Origin of the sequence: Arthrobacter gandavensis (assembly GCF_015355785.1) — a bacterium.
Lineage (GTDB): Bacteria > Actinomycetota > Actinomycetes > Actinomycetales > Micrococcaceae > Arthrobacter_B > Arthrobacter_B gandavensis_A.
In genome coordinates, this window is record NZ_JADKYW010000005.1 from 1 (window position 1) to 16,429 (window position 16,429).

13 protein-coding genes are annotated in these 16,429 nt (G+C 66.2%); 5 read left to right on the top strand and 8 right to left on the bottom strand.

Going from position 1 to position 16,429, the window contains the following annotated elements:
- Positions 1–398: 398 nt before the first annotated feature.
- The 3 genes from ITX31_RS05100 to ITX31_RS05110 form a co-directional block, all read right to left on the bottom strand.
- Positions 399–1,196 (bottom strand): MBL fold metallo-hydrolase, encoded by a 798-nt coding sequence (locus ITX31_RS05100; protein WP_194782420.1) that lies wholly within the window; start codon positions 1,194–1,196, stop codon positions 399–401.
- An 8-nt stretch (positions 1,197–1,204) separates the two neighbouring features.
- The gene (locus tag ITX31_RS05105) at positions 1,205–2,311 is read right to left on the bottom strand and encodes a branched-chain amino acid aminotransferase (RefSeq protein ID WP_194782421.1); all 1,107 of its coding nucleotides are present in this window, start codon (positions 2,309–2,311) and stop codon (positions 1,205–1,207) included.
- A gap of 64 nt (positions 2,312–2,375) precedes the next feature.
- Complete coding sequence (locus ITX31_RS05110) at positions 2,376–3,440, bottom strand: 3-isopropylmalate dehydrogenase (protein WP_194782422.1); 1,065 nt, start codon at positions 3,438–3,440, stop codon at positions 2,376–2,378.
- Positions 3,441–3,558: 118 nt separating this feature from the next.
- Here ITX31_RS05110 and ITX31_RS05115 point away from each other — a divergent pair, with 118 nt between their 5' ends.
- The 5 genes from ITX31_RS05115 (at position 3,559) to ITX31_RS05135 (ending at position 9,660) form a co-directional block, all read left to right on the top strand.
- Positions 3,559–4,824, top strand: coding sequence for a sensor histidine kinase (locus ITX31_RS05115; protein ID WP_194782423.1), 1,266 nt, complete (start codon positions 3,559–3,561; stop codon positions 4,822–4,824).
- Between the two features lie 3 nt (positions 4,825–4,827).
- Positions 4,828–5,550 carry a response regulator gene (locus tag ITX31_RS05120; RefSeq protein ID WP_194782424.1) on the top strand — a complete coding sequence of 241 codons (723 nt, stop codon included), beginning with the start codon at positions 4,828–4,830 and terminating at the stop codon, positions 5,548–5,550.
- A 176-nt stretch (positions 5,551–5,726) separates the two neighbouring features.
- Positions 5,727–6,497, top strand: coding sequence for an ABC transporter ATP-binding protein (locus ITX31_RS05125; protein WP_194782425.1), 771 nt, complete (start codon positions 5,727–5,729; stop codon positions 6,495–6,497).
- 2 nt (positions 6,498–6,499) lie between these two features.
- Positions 6,500–9,013 (top strand): ABC transporter permease, encoded by a 2,514-nt coding sequence (locus ITX31_RS05130; protein WP_194782426.1) that lies wholly within the window; start codon positions 6,500–6,502, stop codon positions 9,011–9,013.
- Between the two features lie 137 nt (positions 9,014–9,150).
- Complete coding sequence (locus tag ITX31_RS05135; protein WP_194782427.1) at positions 9,151–9,660, top strand: hypothetical protein; 510 nt, start codon at positions 9,151–9,153, stop codon at positions 9,658–9,660.
- Positions 9,661–9,735: 75 nt separating this feature from the next.
- Here ITX31_RS05135 and metG read toward each other — a convergent pair whose 3' ends face one another.
- The 5 genes from metG to ilvC form a co-directional block, all read right to left on the bottom strand.
- Entirely contained in the window at positions 9,736–11,289 is a 1,554-nt protein-coding gene (gene metG, locus ITX31_RS05140) for a methionine--tRNA ligase (RefSeq protein ID WP_194782428.1), read from the bottom strand.
- Between the two features lie 73 nt (positions 11,290–11,362).
- Positions 11,363–12,724 (bottom strand): FtsX-like permease family protein, encoded by a 1,362-nt coding sequence (locus tag ITX31_RS05145; RefSeq protein WP_194782429.1) that lies wholly within the window; start codon positions 12,722–12,724, stop codon positions 11,363–11,365.
- The gene (locus ITX31_RS05150; RefSeq protein WP_194782430.1) at positions 12,721–13,431 is read right to left on the bottom strand and encodes an ABC transporter ATP-binding protein; all 711 of its coding nucleotides are present in this window, start codon (positions 13,429–13,431) and stop codon (positions 12,721–12,723) included. The genes ITX31_RS05145 and ITX31_RS05150 overlap by 4 nt, the downstream gene beginning before the upstream one ends.
- 186 nt (positions 13,432–13,617) lie before the next feature.
- Positions 13,618–15,213, bottom strand: coding sequence for a phosphoglycerate dehydrogenase (gene serA, locus ITX31_RS05155; RefSeq protein ID WP_194782431.1), 1,596 nt, complete (start codon positions 15,211–15,213; stop codon positions 13,618–13,620).
- 159 nt (positions 15,214–15,372) lie between these two features.
- Positions 15,373–16,398, bottom strand: a complete 1,026-nt coding sequence (gene ilvC, locus ITX31_RS05160) for a ketol-acid reductoisomerase (RefSeq protein WP_194782432.1) — start codon at positions 16,396–16,398, stop codon at positions 15,373–15,375.
- Positions 16,399–16,429 lie beyond the last annotated feature (31 nt).

Here is a 16,429-nt window from a genome sequence, read left to right on the forward strand (position 1 = left end):
CTTTCTTTTCTTTTCGCACCGCTGTGGTGTTCTACCAGCATATTCCATCCGGGCCATTTTAGCAATTCGGTGAATTCCAGGGAATTCGATCCAAACCGGCTATTCCAGCCTTTCCGGACCCACGATAACTGTCCGGATTTACCCGGTTGGTTTGTGTGGGTTTTGTTGCCGTCCGGCCTCATCGGCACCGCGGCAACTCGTTCTACTTTACACATCCGGTGAGCCCTGCGCAACTCGGCAGGTGTGTGACCTCCTGCACGGATTTGCGGGCCCCGGCGCTGCGCCTTTTTCCGGTTCCGGCGTACCGTCCCCGTGCATCAGCGCGATTCAATTTTAGGGAACTCAGCCTACCCCTGCGCAAGTCCGCACCGGGTGGGAGTGCTCACATGGTTCGGACGTTACCCACGGACCCTAAGGTACTCCAGCTGCGCGGCCACGGAGAGTTCGGCAGCAGCCCGGACGGACTCCGGGACATCGGCATAGACGGCATTGGCGACCTGATCAACCGTGGCGTCCCCGCCCAGCAGGCTAAGCACTCCCCGGATCTGCGCCAGCCGCTCATCCCGGTGGTCCCGGTAGGTCAGTACAACGGATTCAAGGTTCTCAAGATCCGGTCCGTGGGCCGGCAGCACAGTGGCCGGCCCCAGCCGTCCAAGTTTCTCCAGGCTTGCCAGGAAGTCCTGCAGTGTTCCGTCCGGGTAATCGAGGACGGTAGTTCCCCGGCCCAGGATGGTGTCCCCCGTAAGGACCGACCCGGTGGGTCCGTCCGCCGGAAGGAAAAAACATATCGAATCGGAGGTGTGTCCCGGAGTGGCCAGCACCTGGATCTCCACTCCCCCGGCGGAAATGGTCTCCCCGTCCTGCAGGGGTGAACCGCCAAAGCAAAACGCGGGATCCGCTGCCCGGACGGGGGCGCCGGTGATCTCGTGGAAGCGCTCCGCGCCTTCGGTGTGGTCAGGATGCCGGTGCGTTATCAGCACGAGTTCCACTTTCCCCGCGGCAGCCAGGGCAGCAAGGTGACCTTCATCAGCCGGGCCCGGGTCCACGATGGCACACGGTCCACCGGGCTCGGCCGCAAGGATGTAGCTCTTGGTGCCGTCCAGGCTCATGGGCCCGGGATTATCGGCCAGCCGGTACCGGGCCAGCGGTGTACTGCTGACTATCCGGCCCGGTGCCGGCTGCGCCGATGCACTCATGCTCTCCCCTAGGCCAGACGGGTCAGCCAGCCGCGGGTATCCTCCACGGCGCCGGTCTGGATGCCCAGCAGTTCACGCCGGATGGACATGGTGATTTCACCTGCAGCAGCTTCCGGGGAACCGATGGTCTCGGTCTCGGACTTCAGCTCGCCCACCGGAGTGATCACGGCTGCGGTACCGCAGGCGAAGACCTCGGTGATGTCCCCGGAGGCAACGCCGTCGCGCCATTCGTCCAGGGTGATCTTGCGTTCTTCGACTGCGAGGCCGCGGTCCCGGCCAAGCTGGAGCACCGAGTCCCGTGTAATCCCGTGCAGGATGGTGCCGGAGAGTGCGGGGGTGACGAGGCGTCCGTCCTTGAAGACGAAGAAAACGTTCATGCCGCCGAGCTCTTCAACCGCGTTGTCATTGAACTCATCCAGGAACAGGACCTGCTTGCAGCCGTGCGCCTCGCCTTCCATCTGCGCGATCAGGGAAGCGGCGTAGTTGCCGCCGCACTTGGCTTCGCCCGTGCCGCCGCGGCCTGCGCGGGCGTATTTGGTGGAAAGCCAGATCGAAACCGGCTTGAGTTCCCCGCCAAAGTAATTGCCGGCAGGTGAGGCGATGACGCGGTACGAAACCTCCCGGGCGGGCCGCACGCCCAGGAACGCCTCGGTGGCGATCATGAACGGACGCAGGTACAGGGATTCCCCGTCACCGGAAGGCACCCAGTCGCGGTCGACGGCGACGAGCCGGCTCAGCGATTCGAGGAACAGTTCCTCGGGCAGCTCGGGCAGCGCGAGGCGGCGCGCCGAAGCGTTCAGGCGCGCGGCGTTGGCTTCGGGGCGGAAGGTCCAGACGGAACCGTCCCCGTGCCGGTAGGCCTTCAGCCCTTCGAAGATTTCCTGGCCGTAGTGCAGCACGGAGGCAGCGGGATCCATGGCAATCGGCCCGTAGGGTTCAATGCGCGCGTTTTCCCATGCACCTTCGCCGGATTCCCCAACGCGGTAGTCAATGACGGCGGTGTGGTCCGTGAAGTGGTTTCCAAAGCCCGGGTCGGCCAGGATCGCGGCGCGTTCCTGCCGCGACTTCGGCTGGGCGGATAGCTTCTGGGTGAACTCCAGAGCGCTGACAGACATTGTTCCTCCACGGTGAACGGCGCGGCCGTCGTTCGTCTTCCTATTTATCGGGTCACTGTTGAGCTTATGACACAGCCGCGGCGATCGCATCGCCGATTTCCGCGGTGGTGCGCGTGTTTCCTGCGCGGGAAGCGACGTCGGCTTCCACAGCGCGCTCCACGCGCGCGGCCTCACCGGTAAAACCGAGGTGTGCCAGCAGCAGGGCTGCGGAGAGGATCGCTGCGGTGGGATCGGCCTTCTGCTGGCCCGCGATGTCCGGGGCGGAACCGTGCACCGGCTCGAACATGGACGGGAACGTTCCCTCCATGTTGATGTTGCCGGAGGCTGCCAGGCCGATGCCGCCGGTGATGGCCGCCGCGAGGTCGGTGATGATGTCCCCAAACAGGTTGTCCGTGACAATGACGTCAAAGCGTGAAGGGTCCGTGGTGAGGAAGATCGTGGCGGCGTCCACGTGCAGGTAGTCGACCTGCACCTCGGGGAACTCGGCAGCCACGGCCTCGACGGTACGCTTCCAGAGGCTGCCGGCGTAGACCAGGACGTTGTGCTTGTGGACCAGGGTCAGTTTCCGGCGGGGCCGTTCGCTGGCGCGGCGGAAGGCGTCGCGGACCACGCGCTCGACCCCGTGGGCGGTATTGAGCGAAACCTCGGTCGCGATTTCGTGCGGCGTTCCGGTGCGCAGCGAACCGCCGTTGCCGACGTAGGGGCCCTCGGTTCCTTCCCGGACCACGATGAAATCGATCTCTCCGGGGTTGGCCAGCGGGCTCGCGACGCCCGGGTACAGCTTCGACGGACGCAGGTTGACGAAGTGATCCAGGCTGAAACGCAGCTTCAGCAGCATCTCTCGCTCGATCAGGCCCGAAGGCATCTGGGTGTCCCCCGGCGCGGCACCTACGGCGCCGAACAGGATCGCGTCGTGCTTCTTGAGCGCATCGAGCGTCGCATCCGGGAGCGTTTCCCCGGTGCGCAGCCAGTGCTCGGCACCCAGCTGGTATTCGGTGAGGTCGAACTGCGCAGGACCGGATGCGGTGACTGCTTTGAGCACTTTGACGGCCTCCGCCGTGACTTCCGGGCCGATTCCGTCTCCGGGAATAACTGCCAGTGAAATGACCTTTGACGCTTCTTCGCTCATGCTTCAATTCTAGGAACCGTGTCCAGATGGCGGTCAATGTGTTTCATATAATGAGACGCACAAGGCTCAGACCTGGGCATGAGGCGCAGCACCGCCGTCGCGCCTAAAGTTGTTATCCATGCTGCTGCACCAACGCCTCTATGCCTGGACCCAGGCCAATCCTTTCAAGGTTGACCTGGCCGGCGCCCTGCTCGCGACTGCCCTTTTCGCACTGCCGCTGCTGCTGGGGGGAGCCCGCACCGGCGTCCTTGAGTTCGCCCTATCAGCAGCCATCTGCCTGCCGCTGGCCTGGCGCCGTACCAATCCGGTTCCGGCCGCGGCCGTGATGGCCACTGCCTGCCTGATCCAGCTCCCGACGGTTCCGGAGACCGGTCTGCCGGCAGATGTCTTTGTTCTCGTCATGGTGCACGCCCTCGCCGCCTATGCCCCGCGCTGGGCCAGTCTGGGCGGGCTGGCACTCGCGCTGACCGGCGGCATCCTGTTGATCTTCCAGTACCTTGCACGTCCTTCCATGTCCTTCACCGCGGAGCCCGGCATGGTCTCCGGCCCCACCACCGGAATGATCGCCTTCTGGTTCATAGCGCTCGTGGCAGTCGAAGCGATGGTCCTGGTGTCCTGGACCTTCGGCGACCTCGCCCGTACGCGGCGCCTGGCCATGGAATCCCTCCGTGACCGGGCCCGCCGTCTCGAAGTTGAACGCCAGCAGGAGCGGGACCTGGCGGCCGCGGATGAACGCACCCACATCGCCCGCGAAATGCATGACATCGTGGCGCACTCCCTCTCGGTGATCATCACGCAGGCCGACGGCGCCAGGTATGCGAGCGCCCAGGACCCGGAAATCGCTGCGGCGACACTGGGCACTATCGCCGAAACCGGCCGCGGATCGCTGCGGGAGATGCGGCGCCTGCTTGGTGTGCTGCGCGGTGACGACGGCGCGTCCACCCGTCCGCTGCCTTCACTGGCGGACATCGGGGACCTGGTCGACGGCGTCAAGCGTGCAGGACTGGACGCCCAGGTTATTACTGCCGGCGCCATGCGCCGGGCCCTGCCCGCAGGGGCCGAGCTCACGGCCTACCGCGTGGTGCAGGAGGCACTGACCAACGTGCTCAAGCACGCCGGCCCGCAGGCGCGTGCAAAGGTGGATCTGGAATGGACTGCGCGCGGGCTGGGCATCACAGTGGTCGACGACGGGCGCGGCGCCGGGGCGGATCCGGCGCAGGACCGGAACAGCACGGCCGACGGCGCTTCCCACGCCCCCGGCGCCGGGCAGGGCATTGTCGGTATGACCGAACGCGTGGCGCTCTACGATGGAACCCTGGAAGCCGCACCCGCCCCCGGCGGCGGATTCCGCGTCGCCGCTTTCATTCCCTACACGGAGGCCTAACGCATGACCACCCCCTCCCCCGGAGTTCCCGGGGAGACAGATACGCCCGCGCCCATCCGGGTGGCCCTCGTCGATGACCAGCAGCTGGTCCGCGGCGGTTTCAAAATGCTGATCAACTCGCAGCCGGACCTGACGGTGACGGCCGAGGCCGGCAACGGTGCCGAAGCCGTGCGGGTACTCTCCCAGGCGACCGCCGACGTCGTGCTGATGGACGTCCGGATGCCGGGCATGGACGGCATCGAGGCCACCGCACGGATCCTCGAGCAGGCCGGCTCCCGGGGAGCCGGGGTCAAGGTTGTGGTGCTGACAACCTTCGACCTTGACGAGTACGCACTGTCCGCCATCCGTGCCGGGGCCAGCGGTTTCCTGCTCAAGGACGCGCCGCCGGAGGAACTGCTCGAGGCGATCCGCACCGTGCACCGCGGCGATGCGGTGATCGCGCCGTCGACCACCCGCCGGCTGCTGGACCACGTGGCCCCCATGCTGCGCGAACCCACCCCGGAAGTCAGCCGGCATGCTGCCAGCGTGGAGACCCTCACTCCCCGCGAGCGCGAGGTCTTTGCCCTCATCGCCGGCGGACTCTCCAACCCGGAAATCGCCGCGAAGCTCTTCCTCTCCGAGGCCACGGTCAAGACCCACGTGGGGCACATCCTGGCCAAGCTCGGGGCGCGGGACCGCGTACAGGCTGTCGTCATCGCCTACGAGACAGGTATCGTCACGCCGTAAATCCCCGGAGCTGACCGTGGTCTTCGTCGGCATTCGCCGAGGATGTCCGCTCCAGACTGCTGCCGGACTCGTACCAGCGCTCCGGCCCGATTCCACCCACGGGATGAGAAGGGGCCCGAAACAACCCGTCCGTCCTCCGATGTGCCGGGGTAGGTGACCCGAATAGCGTTGAAGGCATGACAACCCTTACTGAGCACTCCTCCGTGCCCGGCCCCGGCAGCTCCACGGCTGCCGCCGCCGCACAGGCCCTGAACAAGACCTACGGAAAAGGCGACACGGCCGTCCACGCCCTGCGTGACGTCGACGTCCGCTTCGAAACCGGAACCTTCACCGCCATCATGGGCCCTTCCGGATCCGGCAAATCCACGCTGATGCACTGCCTCGCCGGCCTGGACAGCGCCGATTCCGGCCACATCTGGATCGGCGGAACCGAAATCACGTCGCTCAAGGACGCCGACATCACCCGCCTGCGCCGCGACAGCGTGGGCTTCGTGTTCCAGTCCTTCAACCTGGTGCCGACGCTGACCGCCGAGCAGAACATCACCCTGCCGGTGTCCCTGGCCAACGGCAAGGTCGATGCGGCCTGGCTTGCCGAGATCACGCGCACCCTCGGGCTCGAAGGCCGGCTCAAGCACCGCCCCCACGAGCTGTCGGGAGGCCAGCAGCAGCGCGTTGCGGTAGCCCGCGCACTGCTCACCCGCCCGCACGTCATTTTTGGCGACGAACCCACCGGCAACCTCGATTCACGTTCGGGTGCCGAAGTGCTCTCCCTACTTCGGCGTTCTTCACGCGAAATGGGCCAGAGCATCATCATGGTCACCCATGATCCGGTGGCTGCCTCCTACGCGGACCGCGTCGTGCTGATGAACGACGGCGCGCTCGTGGGCGAGCTGAACGATCCCACGCCGGAGAGCGTGCTGGCAGCGCTGACGAAGCTGGGGGCATAACAGTGCTGCAGGTAGCCCTGGCGCAGGTGCGCCTCAATGCCCGCCGTTTCATCGCCGTCGGCGTGGCGGTGATGATCGCCGTCGGCTTCCTCACCGCCACCCTGATCATCAATGCCTCCTCGAAGGCCTCCCTGACCCAGAGCGTCGGAGAAAGCTTCCGTAATGCAGATCTGGTGCTTTCCGCCGGCTACGACGACGCTGCCGGCGACTGGGCCGTCCTCGACGAGCAGACTGCCGGCCTGGCCCGCAGCACCGACGGCGTGGAAGACACCTACACGGTGCTCTCTTCCTCAGTGGCGGTTCGGGACGGCCGCGGAAGCTCCTACGCGATCCTGGCCAATCTTCCGGACGACGCTTCCCTGCTGCCCGTGGACGTAGTGAAGGGCAGCCTGCCGGCAGCAGCCGGCGAAACAGCGATTGATGAGCAGACCGCAGAGCGCCGGGGAATAACAGTCGGCTCGGTACTGCCCGTGGTGTCGGCGGAGAACCTGGAGGGTGCTGAAACTCCCCTTACGGTGACGGCCCTGGTTGAGGCCTCCTCCGATCCGCGCTCGATGGGCGCCACCCAGCTCTACGCAACCGCTGCAACGGTCGCCCCCTTCGCCAACGCGGAGCTCGGCTACGAATCCATCCAGCTCGCGTTGGCGGACAATGCTTCGGTGACAGCCGTCCAGGCGGCCCTGACGCAGGCACTCAGCGACGCCGGCATCAAGGCCGTCACGGTGCGCACGGTGGAGGAAGAGACCACCGAACTCATGGCCGGATTCACCGGAGGTCAGGACAGCCTGACTGTCATCCTGCTTGCCTTCGCCGCCGTCGCGCTCCTGGTCTGCGCACTCGTGGTATCCAACACCTTCTCCGTGCTGGTGGCCCAGCGCACCCGCGAGCTGGCCCTGCTGCGCTGCATCGGCGCCGGCCGCTCACAGATCCGCCGTTCCGTCCTCGTGGAGGCCCTGCTGGTCGGAATCGCCTCTTCCATCATCGGCGTGCTGGGAGCAGTGGGCCTGGTGGGTGGAATCGTCGCCTACCTGCGGACCCTGCCGGAAAGCGGATTCGCCACCCTGGACGTTCCTCCGCTGGCCGTTGCAGCGGGCATCGCCGCAGGCGTGATCCTCACTGTCCTCGCGGCCCTGGTACCTGCGCGCGCGGCGACTGCCGTCGCACCGCTCGCCGCCCTCCGTCCCGCTGATGAAGTCCGCACCGGCACCCGGAAGGGCCGGGTCCGCCTGGTGTCGGGACTGGCGCTTACCGCCGCCGGTGCCGCCCTGCTCGGTTACGGTGCTTTTCGGAGTGACCTGCTCGTGGCACTGCCGGGTGGAATTCTGAGCTTCGTGGGCATCCTGATGTGCTCCACGCTCTTCATCCCCCCGCTGGTCCGTGCAGTTGGCTTCCTCGCCTCCCCGCTCGGCGTTCCCGGCAAACTGGCTGCGGTCAACGCCGTACGCAACCCGCAGCGGACATCCGCCACCTCCTCTGCCCTGCTCATCGGTGTCACCCTCGTGGTCATGATGATGACGGGCGCTGCCACTGCCAGGAGCGCGTTCAACGACACTCTCGCCGGCGAGTTCCCGGTGGACGTCACCGTCCGCGGGGCCATCCCGGTTGAAGCACCCTTCACCGCGAAGGATGCCACGGCCGCGGCAGCCGTCGAAAACGTGGACCGGGCAGCGTTCCTTCCGGTCGCCGGCCTGATCATCAAGGACGAAGAAGAAATTCCGGTCTACGCCCTGGAGCCTTCTGACGGTCCGGTCCTGCAGGACGCTTCCATGGTCCCCGAGGCAGGCACCATCACCATGCCGCAGGGCACCAAGGGAGAAACCCTCACCGTGCACGGTGCCGGAGGGGACGTGGAACTGAAGGTCGTGACTTCCGAAAGCCGTTCCTTCTCTCCCCTGGTTAGCGCTGAGACCGCACGTCTGCTGGGCGGAGTGCCCCAGGAGCAGACGCCGGAACAGTTCCGGGCCCAGCCGCTGCTGTGGATCGCCATCGCCGACGGCCTGAACACGTCCACCATTCTTGAACTCCAGACGGCCCTGGCGGAAGCACTGAGCGTCCAGGACTACCAGATTGCCGGCGCGGCCATCGAACGCGCTGCGTTCGAACAGGTGATCAATGTGCTCCTGATGGTGGTCACCGGACTGCTGGGAGTCGCCGTCGTCATTGCCCTGGTGGGTGTGGCGAACACGCTTTCCCTTTCCGTCCTGGAACGGACCCGTGAGTCTTCACTGCTGCGGGCCCTGGGTCTGACCAAGGGCCAGCTGCGCGGCATGCTGGCGCTGGAAGCGGTGCTGATTGCCGGAGTTGCCGCCTTCCTTGGGCTGGGGCTCGGAGCGGTGTACGGCTGGCTTGGCGCGCAGTCCGCACTGGGCGCCTTCGCCGACGTGGCACCGGCGCTGCCCTGGGTCCAGCTGGGCGGAGTCCTGGCCGTCGCTTTGGTGGCCGGACTCGGGGCATCCCTGCTCCCGGCCCGCCGGGCAGCGCGCCTCTCCCCCGTTGCCGGGCTGGCTGCGGACTAGCTGCTGCGGAGCAGGCGCGAGGCGGCACCCGTCGGGTGCCGCCTCGCGCTTTGTGACCCTGATCTGCGAAGATACGAAGCAGACTGATAACCGGAGCCGGTGCTGTTAGCCGTGCAAGGAACAGAAAAGGAGCCGCCATGCCGCAGAAAGAAACCGGCCGCACGCCCCGCCACGAGTCGCTGGCTGCCTACCTGGACGACCACCTGCTGGGTGCGGAGACCGGAGTGCGGCTCTTCAAGGCAGCCCGGGAAACCTGGCGGGGCACCGAGCATGAGAGCGTCTTCGCGGACCTGGTCCAGCAGATATCCGACGAGCGCGATGAGCTGGAAACCCTCATCCTGGCGCTGGGTTACCAGCGCAGCAGCTTCAAGAAGGCACTGGCGCTGGTGGGCGCTGCAGGCGGTCGGCTTGGCCCCATTAACCCGCTGAGCACCGGGAAGGGAACCACCGGCCAGCTGGAACTGGAAACGCTGCAGTCGATAGTCCGGGCAAAGGAGTGCCTTTACCGGACCCTGCTGGTGCTTTCCGCCCACGACCACCGGTTCCATGCCCCGCGCATCCGCGAGCTGCTTGAGCTCGCCCAGGACCAGCAGGATGCCGTGGCCAAGGTCATGGAGGAAACCGTTCCCGCCCGCTTCCTCACCTAGCCCCCCTTTCACCGAGATAACAGAAACTGCACGTACCAGCGCTGGTACGTGCAGTTTCTGTCATCTCGTTTGGGGTTACGGTTCCTCGAACTTCGGGAAGATCGGCGCCGGGGCGGGCAGTTCGGTGCCGGGAACCAGCGGGGTGTCCAGCGCCGCGAAGGCGCGGGCCTCGCCGTCGGGCTGGCCCAGCACGTCCAGCAGCTTGCCGGCGCTCACAGGCATGACCGGCTGGATGAGGATCGCTACGACCCGCAGCACTTCCAGCGTCACGTACAGCACGGTGTTCATGCGTTCGACGTCGGTCTTCCGCAGCACCCACGGGGCCTGCTCGGCGAAATAGGCGTTGGTGTCACCGAGGACCTTCCAGGTGGCTTCGAGCGCGCCGTGGAAATCCTGGACGTCGTACGCCTCGCGGGAAACCTGGAGCAGTTTTCCGGCGGCTTCGAGCAGTGCTTTGTCCTCCTCCGTGAACTTCCCGTGCTGCGGAACGGCGCCAGCGCAGTTCTTGGCCACCATGGAGAGCGAACGCTGGGCCAGGTTGCCCAGGTTGTTGGCTAGGTCGGAGTTCATCCGGCCCACCACGGCTTCATGGTTGTAGGAGCCGTCTGCACCGAAGGGCACTTCGCGCAGCAGGAAGAAGCGCACCGAATCCAGCCCGTACTGGTCCGCCCAGTCCTTGGGTGCCACCACGTTGCCCAGCGACTTGGACATCTTGACGCCCTTGTTGTGCAGGAAGCCGTGGATCATGATCCGCTTTGGCAGGTCCAGCTTTGCGGACATCAGGAACGCGGGCCAGAAGATTGCGTGGAAGCGGGAGATGTCCTTGCCAATCACGTGAACATCAGCCGGCCAGTACTTCTTGAACGCTTCGCTTTCGGTATCGGGGAAGCCGACGCCGGTGAGGTAGTTGGTCAGCGCGTCCACCCATACGTACATCACATGGTCCGGGTTGCCGGGAACCGGAACGCCCCAGTCAAAGGTGGTGCGGGAGATCGACAGGTCCTCCAGTCCGCCCTTGACGAAGCTGATGACCTCGTTGAAGCGGGAGCGCGGCGCGGCGAAGTCCGGCTGGGATTCATACAGCGCCAGCAGCTTGTCCTGGTAGGCGGAGAGCCGGAAGAAGTAGCTCTCCTCTTCCGTCCAGGTCACTTCGGTGTCGGTTTCCTTGGAGTAGCGCACCCCGTCTTCGCGGACTTCGGTTTCGTCTTCGCTGTAGTACGCCTCGTCACGGACGGAATACCAGCCGGAGTACTTGGACAGATAGATGTCCCCGTTCTCCTCCATCCGCTTCCAGATGGCCTGGGCAGCGGCGTAGTGGTCCGCGTCCGTGGTGCGGATGAACCGGTCATAGGAAGTGCCCATGTCAGTTTCCATCTGCTGGAAGGCAGCGGAGTTGCGGTCTGCCAATTCCTTGGCAGGAATGCCCTCTTTGTCCGCGGACTGCTGCATCTTCAGCCCGTGCTCGTCCGTCCCCGTCATGAAGAACACGTCGTAGCCGTCCAGCCGCTTGAAACGTGCCATCGCGTCAGTGGCGATGTGCTCGTACGCGTGGCCGATGTGCGGCTGGCCGTTGGGATAGGAGATGGCTGTGGTGATGTAGAACGGAGTCTTGGCGTCGGTTGAAGTCACACTAGAAAATTACCCTGTTTCGGCGCGGCTTGTCGCTTCGGTGCAGGCACGGCCCAGCCCGAAGCAGCGCGTGTCAGTGCGTGCCGGCCTCAAGGACCGAGGTGAGCACCGGGGAGGTGGCCGCGAGACCGGCACGCACCAGCAGGATTCCCACCGTCACGGAGACTGCCAGGAACCCCATGGCCACCGGGTTGAAGATGAAGGCGGCACCGACAACCGGGAAGAGCAGCGCGCCGGAGACGGCTGCGGATGCAGTGCTGACCAGCACCACCGGCTGCATGACCGCACCGGTGCGTGCCGCGTCGATGACCTTCCGCGGCATCCCCATCCGATGCAGGCTGCGGTACAGCTCGGCGCGGTCCAAGACGGTTGCTGCCTGGTTGATGCCGGCGGAGCAGGCCACCATCAGGAAGCCGGCGATGACGGTGATGAAGACGCCGGTCATCATGTCCTGGATCAGGAAGTCGTCCGGCCCCTCGGACTGCGCAGTCTGCAGCAGGGCAGTCCCGGAACCGGCAACGACGGCGGTAAAACAGACCATTGCCAGGGCGCTGACCTGCCGCCAGGCCGCCTTGGGCGCATCCAGCACAATCCGGGCGGCGAGCAGTGCCTGCGGGGTGGCGGCCCGGCGCAGGCGCCGCTTGGCCGAGAGTGCCACGATCCACGGGCCCACCAGGTTGAGCACGGCGAGGCCGCCGGCGAAGGCGCCGAAGATAATGGCCAGTGCAAGCGCCGCAGCGCCAACCGGAGTCAGCAGCCCCGCTACGCAGAGTCCGACGATGAGCACGGCGATCCCGGCGCGTGACCAGTGGACCTTCTGTGCATCGGCGCGGGTGCGCACGCCCAGCGGGGAGACCACCACCCGGCGCAGGCTGATCACGGAGCTCAAGGCAGCAAGAACTACGACGGCGGCAACCCCGGCTGCGGCAGCGGCCGGATGCAGCCAGTAGGCACTTCCCAGCGCAGCACCGCGGAAATGGATCAGCTGGACGAACGGTGCGAGCAGGACGTATCCCAGTACACCGGCGAGTGCCCCGGCGAGGGCCTGGGCGGCGGCTTCCAGGACGGTGACCTGCCGGACCGTCCGGGCAGTGGCACCGAGCAGCCGCAGCGTGGAAAGGTGCTCATCGCGGCGCCGAGCGGACAGGCGGGCCGCGGATCCGCCCAGGGTGAGCAGCGGAAGGACCAGCAGAATGAGGGCGAAGGCTGCCAGCACCAGGTACAGGTTTCCCTCGTCATCTCCCCACTGGGTGAAGGACAGGGCACCGGCGAGCACGGTCAGCAGCAGCGTGGTGACGACGGCGAAGGACGCCGCGGGCAGCAGCGCGGCAGCGGATCCGGAGGTGCCGGGCCGGTTCAGCAGCCACGTCAGCCGCAGCGGAACCGCCCACGGGGAGGAATCCACCGCCCGTGCCGCAACGGCGGATGCACTCATCGGGCTGCCCCTGCCGTATCGGCGACAATTTGTCCGTCGGCCAGGGTGACCACCCGGCTGCACCAGCGGGCAACCTCGGGATCGTGGGTGACCACCACCAGGGCGCGTCCCGTTCCCGCCACGGACTGCAGCAGCAGCGCCATCACCTCCGCCGAGGTCCGTGAGTCCAGAGCTCCGGTGGGCTCATCCGCGAACAGCACCCGGGCCCCGTTCACCTGGGCCCGGGCGATGGCCACCCGCTGCGCCTGCCCGCCGGAAAGTTCACCGATCCTGCGCCCTTCCATTCCGGCCAGGCCCAGCGCTGCGAGGGCAGCGGCTGCCTGCTGTTCGGCTGCCGCGCGCGGAGTTCCGTTGAGCATCAGCGCCAGCGCCACGTTTTCTCCGGCGGTCAGCTCGGGGATCAGCAGGCCCTGCTGGAACACGAAGCCGAACTCGGTGCGGCGCAGCGCAGACCGTGCCTCATCCTGCAGGGAAGTGACATCCACCGGCGCGGCTCCGGAGTACCGAACGCTTCCGGCGTCCGGAAGCACAATGCCGGCCAGGCAGTGGAGCAGGGTGGTCTTGCCCGAACCGGAGGCACCCATGACGGCGGTAGCTTCTCCGGCCCGCACCTGCAGGCTGACACCGGCCAGTGCTGTCGAGTTTCCGTAGGACTTGGTCAGGTTGGCGGCTGCAAGCAGGGGCGCGCCGGGCAGGGATTCACTCATGGATCCATCCTGTCCCGGCGGGCCCCGGACGCACATCGGCTTGCGGCCTGAACCAGGCGGCAGCCGGCGTCGTACTGCGGGTGGAGGCCGAGGCCGCGGTGCTGCTCCCCCGGACGCAGCAAAGGCCGGCCCCGCGTCCATGAAACTGCTGGGCGCGGGAGCCGGCCTTTTCTGGACCGGGGCGGATTAGTCCTGCAGGTCCACCTCGCGGGCCACGGTTGCGCCGATGGCTTCGCGGACGGTTTCAAGGACCTCCTGCGGCACGGAGGAATCCACCGTGAGCAGGGACAGGGCCTGGCCGCCCTCGGAGTTGCGGGCAACCTGCATGCCGGCGATGTTGATCTCCGCTTCACCCAGGATGCGGCCCAAGGCGCCGATGACGCCGGGGCGGTCCTGGTAGATCAGCACCAGCAGGTGTTCGCTGATGGGGATCTCGAGGTCGTAGCCGTTGACGCCCACCAGCTTCTGGATCTGCTTCGGGCCAGTCAGCGTGCCGGCCACCTCAAGCTGCGTACCGTCGGACAGTGCGCCGCGGATGGTGAGCAGGTTGCGGTAGTCATCCACGTCCGGGGTGGTGAGGAGGCGGACGGCGATGCCGCGCTGCTCAGCCAGCACCGGAGCGTTCACGTAGGAGACCTGCTCCGAGACGATGTCGGTGAAGATGCCCTTCAGTGCGGCCAGTTCAAGTGCCTTCACGTCCAGGGACGCGATCTCCCCGGCCACCTCGATGTCGATGGCGGTCATTGAATCGTGGGCCAGCGCGGTGAAGATCCGGCCCAGCTTCTCGATCAGCGGGATGCCCGGGCGGACGTCCTCGGCGATGACGCCGCCGGCGACGTTCACGGCGTCGGGCACCAGTTCACCGGCCAGGGCCAGGCGCACGGACTTGGCAACGGAGATGCCGGCCTTTTCCTGCGCTTCGTCGGTGGAGGCGCCCAGGTGCGGGGTGACAATGACGTTGTCCAGGCCGAAGAAGGGCAGGTCGGTGCTGGGCTCCTTCACGAAGACGTCGACGCCGGCACCTGCGATCTTGCCTTCGGTGAGGGCGGTGTAGAGCGCGTCTTCGTCCACCAGGCCGCCGCGGGCCACGTTCACCACGTAGGCGGTGTCCTTCATCTTCTCGAACGCTTCGGCGCCGAGCATGCCCAGGGTCTCGGGGGTCTTGGGCATGTGGATGGTCACGAAGTCCGACTGTTCCAGCAGCTCCTCCAGCGTGACCAGCTTGACGTTCAGCTGGGCGGCACGGGCAGAGGTGATGTACGGGTCATAGGCCAGGACCTCGGTGCCGAAGCCCTGGACACGGGCTGCCACGAGGGCGCCGATGCGGCCCAGGCCGATGATGCCGACCTTCTTTTCGAACAATTCGGTGCCGGTGTACTTGGAGCGCTTCCACTCGCCGCCCTTGAGAGCGCTCGACGCCTGCGGGATGTGGCGGGCCAGGGAGAGGATGTGGCCGACCGTCAGTTCGGCAGCGGAGATGATGTTCGACGTCGGGGCGTTGACCACCATGACGCCGGCCTGCGTGGCGGAACGGATGTCCACGTTGTCCAGGCCCACTCCGGCGCGGGCGATGACCTTGAGGTTCTTGGCGGCAGCGATGGCTTCGGCATCAACCTGGGTGGCTGAACGCACCAGGATCGCGTCGACATCCGCGATGGCGGAGAGCAGCTGGGAACGGTCTGCGCCGTCGGTCTGGCGGATCTCAAAGTCGGGGCCCAGGGCCTCAACCGTGGCCGGGGAGAGTTCCTCCGCGAGAAGTACTACTGGTTTGGTGGCAGTCACCGATGACCTCTTTAGCTGTGTGTCGATGTGGTTTTGGATATTTCACGCCGAAGGCCGGACCCCGTGCAGGGCCCGGCCTCCTTACCGAAACGGCTTGCTTTTCAAGCGTAGCGCCGCGGTAACGGACACGGAGAATCCGTGCCATTGTTACTGGCGGAATTAGCGGGCGACGGAGCCTTCGGTGTAATCGTCGTCGGACTTGATCCAGGAGAACAGCTTGCGCAGTTCGCGGCCGGTGGCCTCGATCGGGTGGTCCTCACCCTTCTGGCGCAGTTCCTTGAACTCCGGAGCGCCGGCGTCCTGGTCATCGATGAAGCGCTTGGCGAAGGCACCGTTCTGGATGTCCGCGAGGACGGCCTTCATGTTTTCCTTCACCTCGGGGGTGATGACGCGCGGGCCGGAGACGTAGTCGCCGTACTCAGCGGTGTCGGAGACGCTCCAGCGCTGCTTCGCGATGCCGCCCTCAACCATCAGGTCAACGATCAGCTTGAGCTCGTGCAGCACCTCGAAGTAGGCGACCTCCGGCTTGTAGCCGGCCTCGGTCAGGGTCTCGAAACCGTACTGGATCAGCTGGGAAGCCCCGCCGCAGAGCACAGCCTGCTCGCCGAAGAGGTCGGTTTCGGTCTCTTCGGTGAAGGTGGTCTCGATGACGCCCGCGCGGGTGCCGCCAATGGCCTTGGCATAGGAAAGCGCCAGGTCCTTGGCCTTGCCCGAGGCATCCTGCTCGACGGCGATCAGGTCCGGAACACCGCGGCCCGCTTCGAATTCGCGGCGGACAATGTGGCCCGGGCCCTTCGGGGCAACCAGTGCGACGTCGACGTCGGCCGGCGGCTGGATGTAGCCGTAGCGGATGTTGAAGCCGTGGCCGAAGAACAGGGCGTCGCCGGACTTCAGGTTCGGGGCGATTTCCTCGGCGTAGACGAAGCGCTGGACCTGGTCCGGGGTAAGGACCATGATCAGGTCTGCTTCGGCAACGGCGTCGGCAACGCTGAGGACCTTCAGGCCTTCTGCTTCGGCCTTGGCTCGGGACTTGGAGCCTTCCTTGAGGCCAACGCGGACATCGACACCGGAATCGCGCAGGCTCAGGGCGTGTGCGTGGCCCTGGCTGCCGTAGCCGATGACGGCGACTTTGCGTCCCTGGATGATCGACAGGTCTGCGTCGTCGTCGTAATACATGTCAGTCACTGAAATATCTCCTGTTTGGGTTCTTGGATGA